The 19,291-nt window shown below is 35.0% G+C and carries 14 protein-coding genes; 6 read left to right on the plus strand and 8 right to left on the minus strand.

Features of this window, described 5'->3' with window-relative positions; all coding sequences use genetic code 11:
* Nucleotide 1: 1 nt before the first annotated feature.
* Nucleotides 2–1,471 (minus strand): bifunctional phytoene desaturase/3,4-desaturase, encoded by a 1,470-nt coding sequence (gene crtID, locus KZH69_RS12430; RefSeq protein ID WP_219317801.1) that lies wholly within the window; start codon nt 1,469–1,471, stop codon nt 2–4.
* 36 nt (nt 1,472–1,507) lie between these two features.
* Nucleotides 1,508–2,404, minus strand: coding sequence for a MerR family transcriptional regulator (locus KZH69_RS12435; protein ID WP_219317802.1), 897 nt, complete (start codon nt 2,402–2,404; stop codon nt 1,508–1,510).
* 230 nt (nt 2,405–2,634) lie between these two features.
* Here KZH69_RS12435 and purB point away from each other — a divergent pair, with 230 nt between their 5' ends.
* The 4 genes from purB to KZH69_RS12455 all read left to right on the plus strand — a co-directional run bounded on the left by purB (nt 2,635) and on the right by KZH69_RS12455 (nt 7,990).
* A complete protein-coding gene (gene purB / locus KZH69_RS12440) occupies nt 2,635–3,981 on the plus strand; it encodes an adenylosuccinate lyase (protein WP_219317803.1) in 1,347 nt (448 codons plus the stop codon).
* 35 nt (nt 3,982–4,016) lie between these two features.
* Nucleotides 4,017–4,784, plus strand: coding sequence for a polysaccharide deacetylase family protein (locus tag KZH69_RS12445; RefSeq protein ID WP_219317804.1), 768 nt, complete (start codon nt 4,017–4,019; stop codon nt 4,782–4,784).
* A gap of 234 nt (nt 4,785–5,018) precedes the next feature.
* Nucleotides 5,019–7,250: a cation:proton antiporter domain-containing protein gene (locus tag KZH69_RS12450; RefSeq protein WP_219317805.1), complete on the plus strand. Its 2,232-nt coding sequence runs from the start codon at nt 5,019–5,021 to the stop codon at nt 7,248–7,250.
* Nucleotides 7,251–7,399: 149 nt separating this feature from the next.
* The gene (locus tag KZH69_RS12455; protein ID WP_219317806.1) at nt 7,400–7,990 is read left to right on the plus strand and encodes an HD domain-containing protein; all 591 of its coding nucleotides are present in this window, start codon (nt 7,400–7,402) and stop codon (nt 7,988–7,990) included.
* Between the two features lie 258 nt (nt 7,991–8,248).
* Here KZH69_RS12455 and guaB read toward each other — a convergent pair whose 3' ends face one another.
* Nucleotides 8,249–9,721, minus strand: a complete 1,473-nt coding sequence (guaB, locus tag KZH69_RS12460; RefSeq protein ID WP_219317807.1) for an IMP dehydrogenase — start codon at nt 9,719–9,721, stop codon at nt 8,249–8,251.
* A gap of 160 nt (nt 9,722–9,881) precedes the next feature.
* Here guaB and KZH69_RS12465 point away from each other — a divergent pair, with 160 nt between their 5' ends.
* The gene (locus tag KZH69_RS12465) at nt 9,882–12,437 is read left to right on the plus strand and encodes a cation-translocating P-type ATPase (RefSeq protein ID WP_219317808.1); all 2,556 of its coding nucleotides are present in this window, start codon (nt 9,882–9,884) and stop codon (nt 12,435–12,437) included.
* 196 nt (nt 12,438–12,633) lie between these two features.
* On the opposite strand, the gene KZH69_RS12470 is transcribed toward KZH69_RS12465, so the two are convergent.
* From KZH69_RS12470 to KZH69_RS12490, 5 genes are all read right to left on the minus strand, one after another.
* On the minus strand, nt 12,634–14,037 hold the full coding sequence (locus KZH69_RS12470; RefSeq protein WP_219317809.1) for a DUF5723 family protein: 1,404 nt from the start codon (nt 14,035–14,037) through the stop codon (nt 12,634–12,636).
* Nucleotides 14,034–14,585, minus strand: a complete 552-nt coding sequence (locus KZH69_RS12475) for a hypothetical protein (RefSeq protein ID WP_219317810.1) — start codon at nt 14,583–14,585, stop codon at nt 14,034–14,036. Before KZH69_RS12475 ends, KZH69_RS12470 begins: the two co-directional genes overlap by 4 nt.
* A gap of 117 nt (nt 14,586–14,702) precedes the next feature.
* Nucleotides 14,703–15,566 (minus strand): hydroxymethylglutaryl-CoA lyase, encoded by an 864-nt coding sequence (locus KZH69_RS12480; protein WP_219317811.1) that lies wholly within the window; start codon nt 15,564–15,566, stop codon nt 14,703–14,705.
* Between the two features lie 58 nt (nt 15,567–15,624).
* A complete protein-coding gene (locus KZH69_RS12485; RefSeq protein ID WP_219317812.1) occupies nt 15,625–16,644 on the minus strand; it encodes a quinone-dependent dihydroorotate dehydrogenase in 1,020 nt (339 codons plus the stop codon).
* Nucleotides 16,645–16,834: 190 nt separating this feature from the next.
* Nucleotides 16,835–17,374, minus strand: coding sequence for a nuclear transport factor 2 family protein (locus tag KZH69_RS12490; protein WP_219317813.1), 540 nt, complete (start codon nt 17,372–17,374; stop codon nt 16,835–16,837).
* Nucleotides 17,375–17,699: 325 nt separating this feature from the next.
* Here KZH69_RS12490 and KZH69_RS12495 point away from each other — a divergent pair, with 325 nt between their 5' ends.
* Complete coding sequence (locus KZH69_RS12495) at nt 17,700–19,184, plus strand: glycosyl hydrolase (protein ID WP_219317814.1); 1,485 nt, start codon at nt 17,700–17,702, stop codon at nt 19,182–19,184.
* The last annotated feature ends 107 nt before the right edge of the window (nt 19,185–19,291 follow it).

The following is a 19,291-nucleotide window of genomic DNA, read 5'->3' on the forward strand; positions in this document are numbered from 1 at the left end:
TCTATTGATTTAAAAGTTGTTTATCTATTAACTCCGACACTAATTTCCCCGAAATTAATGCAGGAGGAACTCCAGGTCCAGGAACGGTTAATTGCCCCGTAAAATATAAGTTTTCCACTTTGGAGCTTTTGAGTTTTGGCCTCAAAAAAGCGGTTTGCAAAAGTGTATTCGCCATTCCATAAGCATTCCCTTTGTATGAATTGTATTCAGATACGAAATCATTTTTACAAAATGATTGCTTAAATATAATACTATTTTTAATTTTTTGTTGAGTTAGAAGTTCGAAACGCTCCATTATCTTATCGAAATATTCATTTCTTAAATCCTCTGTATCAACAATTCCAGGAGCAAGTGGCACCAGAAAAAAACCGGATTCCATCCCTTCTGGAGCGGCAGTTTTATCAGTCAACGATGGAAAATTTGCATAAAACAAAGGTTCCTTTGGCCATTGCGGATCATCATAAATATCCTTGGCATGCTGTTCAAAATCGACATCAAAAAACAAAGCATGATGCGAAATATTTTTAATTTTTTTATTGAAACCTACATAAAACAATAAAGAGGAAGGTGCAAAAACCCGACTATCCCAATACGCTTCCGAATACGCTCTGTGCGCTAAATCCAACAAAGTTTCGGTATGATGATAATCGGCACCGCTCAAAATGATATTCGACGGAATCGTTTTTCCATTGACTACAATAGAACGTGCTGTTTTATTCTCAACATTGATTTTTTCAATATTAGCATTGGTTACAAAAGTTACTCCTAGGTCTCTGGCTAAACTCTCCATTGCGCGAACGACATCAAACATTCCTGTTTTCGGATGCCAAGTTCCCAAACCAAAATCGGCATAATTCATGAAACTATAAAACGATGGCGTATCAGATGGTTTTGCTCCGAGAAACAAAACAGGAAATTCTAAAATATGAATTAATCGGTCGTTTTTGAATTTCTTTCTAATGTCTTTACTAATATTACTAAAAAACTGACCTACTTTTTTTGCGGTCTCTAAAGTTACCAATTCTAGAGGAGAAATACCTGGACGATACACCAATTCTTTGATCGCAATATCATAATTGCTTTTGGCCTCAGCCATAAATTCATTTAAGACTTTACCGCTACCTTTTTCGATAGCTTCAAAATCAGCAACGATTTGAGGCAAATTATCTGCTATTGCAATGAAATCATCAATACCGTAATAGACCCGATATGCTGGTGAGAGCTTTATCAGCTCATAATAATCACTAGTTTTTTTGTCAAAATCGGCAAAGAAGCGTTCAAAAACATCAGGCATCCAATACCAACTTGGGCCCATATCAAAAGTAAAACCTTCGGCTTTTAATTGTCGGGCTCTTCCCCCTATAGAAGCATTTTTTTCAAAGACAGTTACTTCATGACCACTTTTTGCCAAATAGCAGGCGGCAGCCATTGCCGAAAACCCAGAACCTATTATTGAGATTGTTTTTTTCATTTGTTTAGCAAATATACAAAAAGATTAAACAAAAAATTAAATCTTTTCGACTAATTGTGAAATTGAATTAAAAACTTTAACATCTGCAGGAATTACATTTTGATCAATGTACTCCGTCATCTTACCAAGCAACCAAATTTCGCTTGTATCACCCAATAGTTCGGAACACATTTCTGCAACATAATCATTTACCAAACTCATTTCTGGCTGTATTGTAAAGTATGAAACATAAACTATGGAATTGCAATGCTTCTTTAATTCTTTCAAATTCTCAATAGGCATACTCTCACCCAAATAAATAACTCGATATCCTTTGGAAACAATTTCGTAATGCAAATACATCAATCCCAATTCATGGATTTCATTCAGCGGAAGTGATAACACATAAACCTTATCAGTATGTATTGGTTTATTAGTCTCCAATTTTTCAATATTCACCAATATTTTCTTTACAATCAAACAACTAATAAAATGCTCGTGAGCAGGAGTAATCGTATCAGTTTGCCACAACAGCCCTACCTCTTCCATCAATGAAATAAAAACCTGATGAAATATTTCTTTAAACGATTTTTCTTCACTTAACCAATTATAAGTGTTTGAAAAAAGTTCCTGGTCAAAATTCATCATAGCCATTTTAAATGCATTAACAGCATGGTTTTTGGCATTTTTACTTGAAATGATACCACGTACCATTTCAGGAATTTTTTCTTCAGGGAATGTTGAAATTTTAGATATTTTATATCCGTAATCATGCAGCAATGTAATATTCAATAATTTTTGAAGACTCGCCAATGAGTACAACCGTATATTAGTATCTGTTCGCATAGGCTGCAAAACATTGTACCTCTTTTCCCAAATTCGAATCGTGTGAGCTTTTATGCCTGAGAGATTTTCAAGATCTTTGATACTGAAAATACTTTTTACATTGTTCATCTATTTTCTATATTTATTAAACAAATGTACATTTTTTTTACATTTTAGATATAAAAATTCGATTTTAATTTTTCAAAAAAACTCAAAAATATTTTCTTCCCATAAAATTTATTAAAATTAACGATTTAAACCCTTTAATATCACTAATTTCTTTATCAAACCTTAAATTTCTTATACCCAAATTCCTAAATTCTCTTTATATTTGTGCCTTTCGAAAAAACAACAAAAAAATGACTACTCTAAACGAATTGAATGCTATATCACCAATCGATGGTCGTTATAGAAACAAGACAATGTCCCTGGCTCCTTTTTTCTCTGAAGAAGCATTAATCAAATACCGCGTATTAATTGAAATCGAATATTTCATTGCTTTATGCGAAATACCTCTACCACAATTAAAAAATGTAAACCCTAATTTATTTGAAAGTTTACGTGCTATTTATAAAAACTTCTCTACCGAAGATGCGCTTTGGATAAAAGAGACTGAAAAAGTAACCAACCACGACGTAAAAGCCGTTGAGTATTTCATCAAAGATGCTTTTGAAAAACTAGGTTTATCCGAATATAAGGAGTTTATTCACTTTGGATTAACTTCTCAAGACATTAACAATACTGCGATTCCGCTTTCTACAAAAGACGCTTTTGAGAAAGTGTACATGCCATCGTTAATCACATTGACATCCAAATTAAAAGAATTAAGCCAAGAATGGAAGGACATTCCAATGCTTGCCCGCACTCACGGACAGCCTGCTTCGCCTACACGTTTGGGTAAAGAGCTTGCTGTTTTTGTAGAGCGTTTGGAAGAGCAAATGCGTTTTTTGTTCAACATTCCGTTTGCAGCCAAATTTGGTGGAGCAACAGGAAATTATAATGCACATCATGTGGCTTATCCGCAAATTGACTGGAAACAATTTGGAAGCAAATTCGTTGAAGAAAATTTAGGATTACACCATTCATTTCCAACAACACAAATTGAACATTACGATCATTTTGCAGCCTTTTTTGATGCTTTAAAAAGAATCAACACTATTGTGATTGATTTAGATCGAGACATTTGGACGTATGTTTCCATGGAATATTTCAAACAAAAAATAAAAGCAGGAGAGATTGGTTCATCGGCTATGCCACACAAGGTAAACCCGATTGATTTTGAAAATTCTGAAGGAAACTTAGGAATAGCCAATGCAATTTTCGAACATTTATCGGCTAAATTACCGGTTTCTAGATTGCAACGTGATTTAACAGACAGTACTGTTTTGAGAAACATCGGTGTGCCTATCGGCCATACTTTAATCGCTTTTGAAGCGACATTAAAAGGATTGAACAAATTATTATTGAATGAATCCAAGTTTCACGAAGATTTAGAGAAAAACTGGGCAGTTGTAGCCGAAGCAATTCAAACTATTTTAAGACGTGAAGCCTATCCAAATCCATACGAAGCTTTGAAAGGATTGACTAGAACCAACGAAGCTATTGACAAAAAAGCCATTCACGGTTTTATCGCAACATTGGATGTCTCAGAAGCAATTAAAGCCGAATTGATGCAAATCACACCAAGCAATTTCTTGGGTATCTAAATAAAATAAAACTCTTAAAAAGTACAAAGCCAATTATGAATAAAAGAAACTTTACATTCATATTGCTTTGTACTTTTTTTATATTGCTCTGTAAAAGCGTAGATACTAACGCAAAAACCAAATATCCTAATTCCGGAGTAGTAATCACATTTGACGACACTAGCGTTAACGAATGGTTTGAAGCTGACAAAACCCTAAGTCAATATTCTTGGAAAGCTACCTTTTGCGTTTCTAAAATAAACACTTTAAGCTTTTCTGAAATAACCAAACTATTGAAATTGCAGAAAGAAGGACATGAAATTGCAGGACATGGCTTCCATCATTTTGATGCTCCCAAATTTGTTTCAAAAAATGGAATTAACAAATACATTAATCAGGAAATAAATCCAATGCTAGCTTTAATGAATTTTTATTCCTTTAAAGTAACTTCTTTTGCCTATCCTTTTGGCTTTAGAAATGCAGAAATCGATGCAGCGCTTTTAAAAAAATTTAAAATTGTGAGAGGGACTACCTATGGAGCGGAAGACCCTTTTTTTCAAAATTGCTATTATAACAACTCAAAATCAGTTTTAGCAATAGGAATTGATACTGACCATCCTAATTTCAGTATTCCATATCTTTTAAAATTATTGGAATACACCAAACGAAAACATCAAATTCTGATATTATTTGGACACAAACCATTACAAAAAATAACTGCAAATTATCAAACCCAAATAGCAACTTTACAACTGATTTGCAATTATGTCAAACAACACCATATGACATTTTATCGTTTGTCTGATTTGGATCACTTAAATTAAAAACAACTTTTGATTTCTTTTCAAACCTGAAATGTGTTATTTTTATAAAATACAACTTCTTGTGGTCATTTAACCCAAACGGTAGTGGAAAGCCTCGAGAGAAAAAGTTATTTTTTTACCGACAGAGCGAACGAAGAATCCCGATAGCTATCGAGACTGAAAGGATATCAGAAAAAACAGTTTTCTTTCGAGCTTTATGCGAATGACTGGAATAGTTCCCAAAAATAATAATCTATGAGTACAGTAACTGAGACAACACAGCATCTTGAACCATTAATAACCGATTTAGGATTAATCTTGATGACGGCGGGAATAGCTGTTTTGATATTTAGAAAACTCAAGCAACCCTTGGTTCTCGGTTATTTGATTGCTGGTTTTTTGGCAGGAAACCATTTTGATTTTTTCCCTTCGGTCAAAGAAATGAAAAGCGTAGAAGTCTGGGCTGAAATTGGCGTTATCTTTTTATTATTTAGTTTGGGATTGGAATTTAGTTTCAAAAAATTAATGAAAGTGGGCGGAACAGCTTCAATCACTGCGGGAATACAAATTGTCAGTATGTGCATTCTGGGTTATGGCGTTGGTCAGTGGTTGGGTTGGCCTAAAATGGACAGTATCTTTTTGGGTGTAATTCTCTCCATATCATCAACCACAATTATATTAAAATCATTTGACGAATTGGGCGTTAAAACGCAGAAATTTGCAGGAATCGTTATTGGTTCTTTGATTGTCCAAGATATTCTTGCCATATTAATGATGGTTTTACTGTCAACAGTTGCGGTGAGCAATCAATTTTCGGGAGGTGCTCTTCTAATGTCAGTATTAAAATTGGTCTTTTTCCTTGTCATTTGGTTTCTGGGAGGGATTTTTATCATTCCTACAATACTCAAAAAAACCAAACATTTACTCACGGATGAAATGTTGCTCATAATTTCGCTTGCACTGTGCCTGATGATGGTTGTTTTAGCTGCAAATGCTGGTTTTTCACCTGCACTTGGTGCTTTTATAATGGGGTCCATCATTGCCGAAACGACACAAGCCGAACATATTGAACATTTGGTAAAACCTGTAAAAGACTTATTTGGCGCCGTATTTTTTGTATCGGTTGGTATGTTAATTAACCCGGATGCTTTGTATCAACATGCCATTCCTGTCATTATTCTTTCTTTTGCAGTAATTTTTGGCCAATCAATCAGCTCTACAGTTGGTGCCATATTATCAGGGCAACCACTTAAAGATTCAATCAGAACAGGGATGAGTTTGTCACAAATTGGGGAGTTCTCTTTTATCATTGCAACTTTAGGAGTGACGCTGAAAGCTACTAATTCTTTTTTATACCCAATAGTTGTTGCAGTTTCGGCGGTAACTGTTTTTACGACTCCGTTTATGATTAAATATTCACTTCCATTTTCAGAATATTTGGCACATAACCTGCCCCGAAAATGGACCAAAAGAATCGAACGCTATTCGGCCAGCACGCAAGCAATTAAGACAGTCAGCTTATGGCAAACAGTCATTAATGCTTTTTTAATTCAGGTGATTGTGCTTGTCGTAATCATCCTCGCCATCATTTTACTTTCTTCTCGTTTTATACTGCCGTTAGTTGAAGATTATCATTTAGGAAATATTATGGGGGCCTTAATCACATTGGGAATCGTATCTCCTTTTTTATGGGCACTTGCTTTCCGAAGAGTCGCGACCAATGAAGTGGAACAATTAATGACAGACCGCAAATCCCGTGGCCCTCTGACAATGCTGTTTTTTATTCGCATTGTGCTGTCTATTTTCTTTATTGGTTTATTGTTAAACATATTCTTCTCGCCAAAAATTGCTTTGATTGCATTCATAATTGCAGTGGTAATTTATTTGATTTTTCAAAGAAAACTCCACACACAATATCATAAAATTGAAAATCATTTCTTGGCCAATTTAAATGGTAGGGAAATTGATAGGGCCAAAAGAAGCCGTAGCGATTTGTCTCCTTGGGATGGTCACATGGCCATATTTGATATTGCGGCAGAATCCAACATAGCGGGAGAATCTCTGAAAAAACTGCAAATCAGAGAAAAATTGGGAGTTAATATCGTTTCCATAAAAAGGGGTGACATAACGATACATATTCCGAATAGGAACGAACGTATTTTTCCAGGAGATGAAATTTGTGTTATTGGAACTGATGCTCAAGTGCAGCAATTTAAAAAATATTTAGACCAACACGAAATGGATGTTTCTCCAGAAATAGTGGAGCCGGATATTGTTTTGCGCCAAATCGAATTGAAAAATCATACATTTATAGGAAAAAGCATCAAAGAATCCAAACTACGCGAGAAAACTCAAGGCTTGATTGTGGGTATCGAAAAAAGGGGAAAACGAGCTCTAAATCCAGAGTCGAATGTGATTCTCGAAAAGGATGATATTCTATGGATAGTTGGGGATAAAAAATTATTGGGAGATTTAGTTCATGATTAAATTTTGCTTTTACAGTTAATGCAAAAACCTAACTCCTGGCTCCCCGCTAGCGCAAGCGGAGAAACGACGGTTTTTTCACAGACAGTCGTTGGCATCAATTATAACAAACATAGCAGTAACAATAAAAATCTTCCAAAATTTATACAGCAATGCAAACCGACAATTTATTAAAACAAGTAAGTTTCATAAAAGAAATTGACAAATTGAAATACATTCAACGTAAAACTAAATTATTCAACAGCGACAGATGTGAAAATGACGCAGAACATAGTTGGCATTTAGCAATGATGACAATTGTATTGGCAGAACATTCGGATAAACCAATTGACGTTCTTAAAGTTTTGAAAATGGTTTTGATTCACGACATCGTAGAAATCGATGCAGGCGATGTTTTTCTTTATGACACTACAAAAAGTCACACAAACACGGACGAAGAACTTATTGCAGCAGAACAAATTTTTGGACTTTTACCAACAGAACAGGCGGAAGAATTCATTGCAATTTGGAAAGAATTTGAGGATGGAATTACCGATGAAGCTAAATTTGCAAAATCGATGGACCGGTTTGAACCTTTGTTGCAAAACACATCCAACAATGGAGGAACGTGGGCAGAATATAATGTACCGCATCAAACAGTTTACGATAAGAAAAAGGTAATTAAAGAGGGTTCGTCAACCATTTGGAACTATGCAGAAAATTTGATTAACGAAAGTGTTGAGAAAGGAATTCTAAAAAAATAATTGATTTATTGGTTCAAAGCTGTTCTGCGTGAGGGATTACTTCACTTAATTTTTATTTCCATAGGAGTTCAGTGAACTTCGTTTGAAGTGGAGCTCTTTTTTTTTCCTTTTTTTAAGGGATAAAAAAAAGCGGGAACGGAAAGCCCGACCCGAAGTTTTTCACGAAGGGTCACGCCCGAAAACATCAATCGTTATAAAAACAAAAAAGGTGCAAGAACTAAATCCTGCACCTTTTCTCTTTTAGACTTACATCCTATTTTATCTCGAATAATTCGGAGCTTCTTTGGTAATGGTCACGTTATGTGGGTGACTTTCGTTGATACCACTTGCGGTAATGCGAACAAAACGACCTGTTTCCTGTAAAGTGGCAATGTCTTTTGAACCGCAATATCCCATTCCGGCACGAAGACCACCAATGAATTGTTGCATACTTTCATTCAACTCTCCTTTATATGGTACACGACCCACGATTCCTTCCGGAACCAGTTTCTTAACATCATCTTCCACGTCTTGGAAATAACGGTCTTTTGAACCTTCTTGCATAGCCTCAACAGAACCCATTCCCCTGTAGGATTTGAATTTTCTTCCTTCAAAAATAATAGTTTCTCCGGGAGATTCCATTGTTCCGGCTAATAATGAACCTAACATTACACAATCAGCTCCTGCAGCAATCGCTTTAGGAATATCACCAGTGTAACGAATTCCACCATCTGCAATCACTGGAACTCCAGTGCCTTTTATAGCAGCAGCTACTTCAAGAACTGCAGAAAACTGAGGAAAACCAACACCTGCAACAATTCTGGTTGTACAAATAGAACCAGGTCCTATTCCAACTTTTACACCATCGGCACCATTTTCAACCAAATACAAAGCTGCTTCTGGAGTGGCAATATTTCCAACAATTACATCGAGTTGTGGGAATTTAGCTTTTACTGCTTTCAATACATCAACCACGCCTTTTGTATGCCCGTGAGCGGTATCGATAATTACGGCATCTACTCCTGCGTTTACCAAAGCAGTTGCTCGTTCAACAGCATCGGCAGTAACACCCAAAGCGGCTGCTACTCGCAAACGACCATATTTATCTTTATTGGCGTTTGGTTTTTGAGTCAATTTGGTAATATCTCTAAATGTGATTAAACCAACCAACTCATTTTTATCATTTACTACAGGTAATTTTTCAATTTTGTGTCCTTGCAATACTACCTCAGCTTGTTCTAATGAAGTTCCTTCGGCAACGGTTACCAAATTTTGACTTGTCATTACCTCAACAATAGGTCTTGAACCATTTTTTTCAAAACGCAAATCCCTATTGGTAACAATTCCTTTTAATATTTTGTTTTCATCCACAATTGGGATACCACCAATACCATATTCTCTCATGGCACTTTTAGCATCGGCAACAGTAGCAGTCATTAATAAAGTAACTGGATCGATAATCATACCAGACTCAGCACGCTTTACTTTACGTACTTTGGCTGCTTGTTGCTCGATTGTCATGTTTTTATGCAAAACACCAATTCCCCCTTCTTGAGCCATAGCGATTGCCATAGAACTTTCGGTTACGGTATCCATAGCCGCGGATACAATAGGAACATTTAGTGTAATATTTCTTGAAAATTTGGATTGGATACTCACTTCGCGCGGAAGAATATTTGAGTAATTGGGAACTAATAATACATCATCGTAGGTTAAACCCTCGCCGACAATCTTAGAGATATGTGCTTTCATGTTGCAATTTGTAGTTGAATTGCGTGCAAATATAGACAATCTTAAGCTAAAAAACACTTTACTCCCCCATTTTATTTTTAAATTGCAGGATAAACAAAAATGATATTTAATTTTTTCTTTGATTTTTTTTCTTCCAAAGAAAAACTACTCTTTACATTTCATGACAACAGCAAACCACTCCATATTAGGCCTTAGCAAAGTTGAAGTTGAACAATCCAGAATCCAAAACGGGTTGAATTCGACTGAACATCAAAAGAAAAACAACTTGCTTTCTTCCATAATTGAGATGATAAAAGAACCTATGTTCTTATTATTACTTACTGCTACCAGTATATATTTTATAACTGCCGATTATGGTAACGGAATATTTATGGCAGTAGCTATTTTATTAGTTTCTACCATTTCACTTTATCAGGAATCCAAAAGCAGGAATGCTATCGAGGCCCTGCATAAATTAACGCAACCCAAAAGTAAAGTCATTCGAGATGGCGAACTGATAGAAATACCTTCTGAAGAAATTGTTTTGGGTGATTGTATGCAATGTGAAGAAGGCACCTTTATTCCAGCCGATGGTAGCATCATCCAATCGAACGATTTTTCGGCAAACGAATCGATAATTACCGGCGAATCGCTAGCTGTTTTCAAAAACGAAAAAAGCGAAAACAATCAGGTTTTTCAGGGAACAATTGTCGCATCTGGATTGGCAATTTGTAAAGTAACCTCAATTGGAAATCAAACGCAATTAGGAAAAATAGGAAAAAGCTTGGATGAAATAGTAGAAGAAAAAACGCCTCTACAAATTCAGGTTGGAAATTTTGTAACCAAAATGTCTCTAATTGGTTTAGTCGTATTTATTCTAGTTTGGGGAATCAATTTTTATAATTCCCGAATTATTTTGGATAGTTTATTAAAAGCATTAACCCTGGCAATGAGTATTATCCCAGAAGAAATTCCGGTAGCATTTGCCACATTTATGGCTTTAGGCGCGTGGCGATTATTGAAGATGGGGATTATTGTCAAACAAACAAAAACTGTAGAAACATTAGGAAGTGCTACTGTAATTTGCACCGACAAAACAGGAACCATTACCGAAAACAAAATGAGTTTGGCGCAATGGTACTTATTAGGAGAAGATTCATTAAAGGATAATTTCAATAGCAATGAGAATAACAATGACAATGGTAATGACAATATCAATAAAAATTGCTTATCTACTAAAGAAGAAGAATTACTCAGCCTTTCCATGTGGTCGAGCGAACCCATTCCTTTTGATGCTATGGAAATTGCTTTGCACGATGCTTATACAAAAACAGGGATTAAAGATGAACGCCCTAATTATAAAATGGTGCACGAATACCCTTTAAGCGGAAAACCACCAATGATGACACATCTTTTTGAAAATAAAAAAGGGGACCGAATCATCGCCAGCAAAGGCGCTCCCGAAGCCCTAATCGCTTGTTCTAATTTATCCGAAAAAGAAACCAATCAAATCCTAAAAGCAATTCAATCAATGTCCGAGAAAGGATATCGCGTTTTGGGAGTTGGAGTTGCTAATTTTTCAGGAAACGACTATCCGAAAACACAACAAGAATTTAAATTTGATTTTAAGGGACTTGTTGCCTTTTATGACCCACCAAAAGCCAATATAAAAGAAGTTTTCGAAACTTTTTACAAAGCGGGAATTCAAGTAAAAATTGTAACAGGTGATAATGCATTGACAACAGCAACCATTGCCAATCAAATTGGCTTTAGAAACTCAGAAAAAATACTAAATGGAGATGAACTCATGACTATGGACGACGCTACTTTGAGAGATAAAGTTATGGAAACCAGTATTTTTACGAGAATGTTTCCGGAGGCCAAATTAAAAATCATCAAAGCTTTAAAAGAAAATAACCAAATTGTTGCGATGACTGGTGATGGTGTAAATGATGGACCAGCATTAAAATCAGCTCATATAGGTATTGCAATGGGAGAAAAAGGAACCGAAATTGCCAAACAAGCGGCCAACTTAATCTTGATAGATGATGATTTCTCCAAAATGACGGATGCCATAGCCATGGGACGAAAAATCTACATCAACCTAAAAAAAGCCATTCAGTACATTATATCCATTCATATCCCCATTATCCTGATTGTGTTTATTCCATTGGTGTTAGGATGGATTTATCCTAACATTTTTTCACCTGTTCACATCATTTTTCTAGAAATTATCATGGGACCAACCTGCTCCATAATCTACGAAAATGAGCCTATGGAACCCAACCTGATGAAACAGAAGCCTCGTCCTTTTACCAATACTTTTTTCAACCTTAAAGAAATTACAATTAGTATTATTCAAGGGCTTGTAATAACGCTTGGTCTTTTATTTATTTATCAATACAGTACACGAAATGGTTTTTCGGAACAACTTACCAGAACGATGATTTTTCTAACATTGATATCAGCCAATATCTTTCTAACACTTTCTAATCGATCTTTCTATTATTCAATATTCGCCACTTTAAAATATAAAAATAATTTGGTTCCACTCATTATAGGATTAACTGTATTGATAACTGGCTCTTTGTTAATCATACCAGTCTTTAGAACATTCTTTCTTTTCGAAAGCATTACTTTTTCACAAATAGGTTTTAGTTGCCTAATTGGATTTGTTTCGGTCTTTTGGATTGAATTTTTTAAATTTTTTAGAAGGAGAAAAGAGAAATCACTATAGCCTATTTTGATTATTTTTTTTTGGAGCAGAAAGATTAGGTATTTTCAGGAGACATAGATCCCGCTATCCGTTGCAATATTGCAAGCCGAACCCCAGCTTACAATGATTTTTACTACTATCGGGGCTAAAGGGAAATATTTTGCTTTTTTGCCATCATCCAAAAAAGATCTAAAAGCCAATAATCAAATTCAAATCTTTATTTACTGCTTCCTCTCGAGATTATATTAAATCCTATTTGAAACGTGAGGGCATTTGCCTTGGAGAGATCGCTATAAGCCAAAAGGTTATTGGCCATTGCATAAAAATTAACTACCCCAATCTTGGTTGTCAATCCTAAACCTATGTTTGAATAGGAATAGGAATCGATTGTGTAAGTAGCTTTCATTTGCAATCCCTGAAGAAGTCTTCTCCTATAATAGGCCGTCAAGGCAAGCATAGGTGCTCTAGGAGTAGACATTGCAAAAAGCTGCGCCCCAACCGCACTTCTATACCAAGAATCTTCATCGGTTGCACAATCACATTCCGTTTGCCTTTCTTCTTCAAATGAATATTGGAATGAAGAATAAAATTTCAAAGGGCGTTGTGTGGTGTACTTATTATATATAGTATCAAAAGGAATTGCATCTTTAAAATCCTGATAGGCATCATCTACCGTTCCTTCTTCATTAAAATTGGTAATAACTCCCTTGAAAGCGTAATCCCCTTTAAATGTATAATCGACGACATCTTTCGTGTGGTTTATAAACCCAATATCAACTAAACTTGCTGTTATCTGAATGTTTTTTTCAGGATAATATGTAAGTCCTAAATCTAAACCCAAACCTAAATTCCCTCCTAAAAAAGCTTTTTTAGGAATATCATCCCTTAAATCAGTTGCTAAATCATCTTCATAATTTTCGTCCAAATACTTGGCAGCTCCTGAAGTATTAAGCTGTAAATTGGATTTTATGACTTGATCATAAATTAAATTAGAACCTTGTACAGTATAAAAATATCCTGAATTATGGGTTGAAGTTGCATTAAAAATACTCGAATAAATTTTCCCCCGAATTCCCAGTATAAGTTTCTCATTAAGCTGTTTATTAAAACCTACATGAAAGACAGAGAGCACTTCAGCTTTTGCGCTCAAATCGCCCAAATCAAAAGACTTACCCATATAATCTTTATTACCGTACAAAGACAAAATCGCCAGATCTTTTGGAACATAAATAAAAGAATCCAATTCTTGATACATTCCAAAAGAAACATACGACTTACTTTCTTCACCCCTTACCCTAAAACCGGCTGTAAATATTTCAAGTTGTTGATTGGCGGTCACATAATCATTTCTGCTGGTTGAGGCCAAAACATTTTTTACTTTGGTAGTAAAGTCCACTCCATCATTTGCAAATAATTTATAAGCGTCAAATCCTGTTGAACCCACATTTGCCGATATTCCAGATAACAATGGAACTCCAACAAACCATTTGTATTTTACATCGGCTCCAGGATTAACCAATAAGCTTTGGGGTTGAGGAGTGAAATTATATAAAACTTCTTTATTTTGGGAAAAACAATAAAAAGTAACTGACAGACATAAAAGGATTGTTATTTTTCTCATTTTACGTCAAAATAAGCAGTTATACTTGAACTCAATTCTATTCTGCCTAGACTATCAGCTGTTAATGGCGGACCCGAAAGCATCGCAATTGAAAAAACCATTTTGGTTGTTCTCTTTAAAATATCCACATTTGCAGCGGTAAATGTTTCTGTTTTCTCTACTAGCACTTCCGTGCCATTGTAAGCAGGCACATTCATAGTTATAGTATAAATAGGTATATTATTTTGATCTAGGAAAGTGACATTATAAAAATAGGCTCTAGCTATTGTATTTTTAATTCTAAAATACAATTCGGTTTTTACCAAATTCTCTTCCACAAAGGAAGTATTCAAAAAATCCACATTAGACACATAAGAAAACAAAGGCTGTTCGGTACCATTTACAACAAAATCTAGAGCTTTTACTTCAAAATAGGCAAGATTTGTAGTAAACACAGGTTGAGAATTAAAGTCATTGACCTGTTCGAAATCCAAATCACTACTGCACGAAAAAAGACAACACCCTAGTGTAGCAATTAAAATATTTTTTTTGAAAAAAGTAAATTTCATATCTCGTTATTTTAATTTTAGAAAGCAATTTTCAAAAGTCTTTGGAACTACACTAAAGTAACAAAAAAACTCAGACGATCTAACTATAAACAACTTAAATACAAAAACAAACAAGTATTAATGAAATTCACCAAATATTTTTGAAGCTTCATTATAGGCACTTTCAAAACTCATTGGACTGCAATTAGTTTTTTCTTTTTGAACGGTAAAATAAGAGAGTAACTTCTCGGTAGGCATATTCCCTGTCAATTTATCTGTAGCCATGGGACAGCCTCCAAAACCTTGAATTGCACCATCAAAACGACGACAACCTCCCTTATAGGCTGCATCAATTTTCTCCAACCATTTATCAGGTGTGGTATGAAGATGGGCCCCAAATTCAATTTCAGGATATTGAGGAATTAAATTAGAAAACAAATAATCAATTACTTGAGGAGTAGAACTTCCTACAGTGTCAGAAAGTGATAAAATTTTTACTCCCATTGCAGCCAATTTTTCGGTCCATTGCGCCACAATTTCGACACTCCAGGGATCTCCATACGGATTTCCAAAACCCATTGAAAGATAAGCAACTACTTCTTTATTGGTTCTATCTGCAAGAGTTAAAATTTCATCTAATGTTACCAAAGATTCAGCTATTGTTTTATGCGTATTTCGCATTTGAAAGTTTTCAGAAATCGAAAAAGGAAAACCTAAATATTGAATAGCTGCATGTTCAGAAGCGAGTGTTGCACCTTGATAATTGGCAACAATAGCCAATAATTTACTCGTTGTTTTGGATAAATCAAGTTGATCTAAAACTTCGGCAGTATCTTGCATTTGAGGAATGGCTTTCGCTGAAACAAAACTCCCAAAATCAATGGTATCAAAACCTACACGCAATAAAGCTTGTAAATAAGCTACCTTTCTTTCGGTAGGAATAAAAGCTTTTATGCCCTGCATAGCGTCTCGTGGACACTCGATAATTTTTATTGACTTCATAACCTTCAAATATATAAAAAAGGTTTTGAGTTACAAAGAAAGAAAAATCGTTATTCTACTATTTTTTTGACAAAATCGCCTTGTTTATTTCTTTTATCAATGCCGGTCCTTCATAGATAAAGCCTGTATATAATTGAATTAGACTGGCGCCAGCTTCTAATTTCTCTAAAGCATCGGCTGCAGAATGTATTCCCCCTACTCCAATAATTGGAAATGCTTTATTGCTTTTTTGAGACAGAAAACGAATCACTTCAGTAGATCGTGATGTCAATGGCTTACCAGACAATCCACCAGTTTCAGTTTGATCACAAGAACGCAATCCGCTTCGGGAAATAGTAGTATTGGTCGCGATTACACCAGCAATTTTAGTTTCTTTTACAATATCAATAATATCCAACAATTGTTCATCAGTAAGATCTGGTGCAATTTTAAGCAACACTGGTTTTTGCTTTGGCTTGGACAAGTTCTTATTCTGTAACGTTTGCAACAATTGAGTAAGCGGCTCTTTTTCTTGCAATGCACGAAGATTGGGTGTGTTTGGCGAACTCACATTCACAACAAAATAATCAACATAATCGTATAAAGCGTCAAAACAAATCTCATAATCCGAGGTAGCATCTTCGTTCAGTGTTACTTTATTCTTTCCGATATTTCCTCCTATCAGAACACCATTATTTTTTTTCAAACGCTCAACAGCTTCCAGAACACCTCCATTGTTAAAACCCATTCTATTGATAATCGCCGAATCTTCTTTTAGACGAAACAAACGCTTTTTTTCATTTCCAGGTTGCGCTTTTGGAGTAAGTGTCCCGATTTCGATAAAACCAAAACCCAAATTTGAAAGTTCATTATACAATGTGGCATCTTTATCAAAACCAGCAGCTAAACCCACAGGATTTTTAAACTTCAAACCAAAGACTTCTGTTTCTAATCTTTTGTCATTTACTTGATATAAAAACCTAAAAAGGGAAGGAAATCCAGGTATTTTTGATACTATTCGAATTAATGAAAAAGTAAAATAATGCACTTTTTCAGGATCAAAACAAAAAAGAATAGGGCGTATAAAAATCTTGTACATAGTTCAAATATTGGTTGGCACAAAAGTAAAGAAATGTTTTTAGTTTTAAGGCATAGAAATGAGTTTAAAGCTGTTCATCTGTTAAATTTCAAATCAAAAAAAACACTTTAAAAAGTAAATATCAATTAGAAACAAAAAACGACACGTAAGCGTCATTTTTTACTTTTACTAACCTATAAACAATTAAATTTTACTTTGGCATAGCTGCGTTTATAACTGATTTATCGATATATTGAACAACTCTATCCACTTTATCATGGGAGTCAAAATGATAATCGGTATGTATCCACTGGATCATTTGTTTTCCTCCTTTATACTTAGCCGTTGTTTTGTACCAAGCCAGCAGCCAAACTCCTTTCGCCTCAACGCTTTGAGGTTTATTCACCATAATAGGCAAAAATATGGCATCATCAAATTTAATAGTTTCAATAACATTGGCTCTTCTTTGTTTCCAATAAGAAGCTATTGCAGGTTTACCTACCAAACTGTCTCCACTGTTCCAAACATAAACTGCACTATCGGCATAGATCTCCATCCAGCTGTCCATGTCGCCTTTTTCCATAGCATCTAGTGTTTTCTTGCCTATTTCAGCATATTTAGGATCGGCAAATTCAGCAGGTTTAGCAACCGTATCATCACCAACAACAGTCTTATCCATTTCTTTGAATTCTTCTTTTTTACAACTCACAATTAGGAAAAAACAACAAACAATCAATAGATTTTTTTTCATAGCTTAAATATTTAAAGTCTCAAAATATTTAGATTAAGCTATCTCTAGAAAGGGTCCGTAAATTTAATTAAAAAACTAATAGGTCTGATTAAAATTTAAAAATAAATTAACTGATTTTCAGTTTTTTACGTTAAAAAATTTAACACTAATAGAAATTATCATTATTCGTATTTTAAAACAAAAATTGAAACTTTTTTTTCAAAAAACTCACAATTTAAAACAGAACAACTTTGATGTGTTTTTGATGGGATTTTTCAAATGTGAAGTGAAGCAGTGTTAAACTATATTTGGAATTCATAGTTTGAACCAAATAAAAAACCCTTTTATGTTTAAAATAATAACCTTTATCATTTTGTGGATTAGCTCCTTGTTTTACAGTTGCATTTTTGCACAAGTAAGTCCCAAAAGAGGAGTTGCTTATGGAAATCATTCCGTATTAGATTTAAACACCTTAAAACCGGGAATTTCCTGGTGGTATAATTGGTCTGCCGAACCCGAATCTGCCGTAAATGCCAGCTACGAGAGTTTGGGAGTAGAATTTGTACCGATGGCTTGGGGAAAAGTCAACAATCCCGATGCTTTTATTGCAACCATAAAACCTGGAGCTAAATATTTATTAGCATTTAACGAACCTAACTTTAATGACGGCTCACGGTTAACGCCACAAGAAGCAGTTAATGCTTGGCCAAATATCGAAAAAATTGCTGCTGCAAAAGGGTTGGAAATCGTGAGTGCATCCCCAGCCTACAATGGTCCTTCAAATTATGGAGGATACCAAAGTCCCATTGCTTGGCACGATGAATTCTTCCGTCTTTGCCCAACTTGCAAAGTAGACTATATTGCTTTTCATACTTACGATGCTACATCTAGTTCGGTAATTGGAGTTACTGATGGATTAAAGAAATACAATATCCCAATTTGGGTGACCGAATTTGCCAACAGAGTAGTACAATCAGCTACAGAGAAAACCAATTTCATGAAAGAGATTGTGACCTCTTTTGAAAATGACCCTGACATTTATCGTTATTCATGGTTTACCTGTAGAGTTCCTTCGGACTGGACGGATATGCTGGAAGGTCAGTTGCTTGCTGCCAATAGTGGAGAAATCAGACCAATAGGAACTGCCTATCTGAATGTTCCTTATACTTCCAAAAAAATGAATGTACCAGGCAGAGTTACAGCCAAAAAGCATTACCGACGTAGAGGAACTGGTTTGCAAAACACCACTGATGGAGGCACGACCCAAAATGTATGCTTTACTGATGCTGGAGACTGGGGAGAATACATGATAAATGTTGCCCAAAGCAGTTCATACAAAATGACTTTTCGAGTAGCTTCTTTAATTCAGGGTAAATTTGACATTAGCGTGAATGGTGTTGTTGTAAAAACGGACGAAACTTTTGAACCTACCGGTGGATTACAAACCTACACAGACAAAATAGTTTCTGGAATCAACTTGCCACAGGGAGAAAATTACATCAAGATTCTCTATAAATCAAAATTCAACTTTAATTATATTGATGTAGTTGACGAAAATAATCTTGGAATTAATGATGAAACCTTAGAGAACAACTCGGATGTTTTTTATCCAAATCCTTTCACAAACGAAGCCACATTCCAAATTAAAAATAAAACTACCGAACCACTTTTTCTTAAGATAATTGACATGAAAGGCACCGTTTGTTTTTCCAGCAATGATTTTCATACCAATCAAAAAATAACAATTGGTAACCATTTAGCAAATGGAATTTACACCGTTATTGCTATTTATGGAGATGCACAAAAAACATTCAAAGTGATTAAGAATTAAAAACAATTCATCATAATTTGGGCATGACCACAAGGGTCAGGCTGTCCATTATATCTTTTCTTTTCCTAAAGAAGGAAAAGAAAAGGATGTCATTTCCATCCTTCATG

The sequence above is a fragment of the Flavobacterium taihuense genome (assembly GCF_019351435.1).
Lineage (GTDB): Bacteria > Bacteroidota > Bacteroidia > Flavobacteriales > Flavobacteriaceae > Flavobacterium > Flavobacterium taihuense.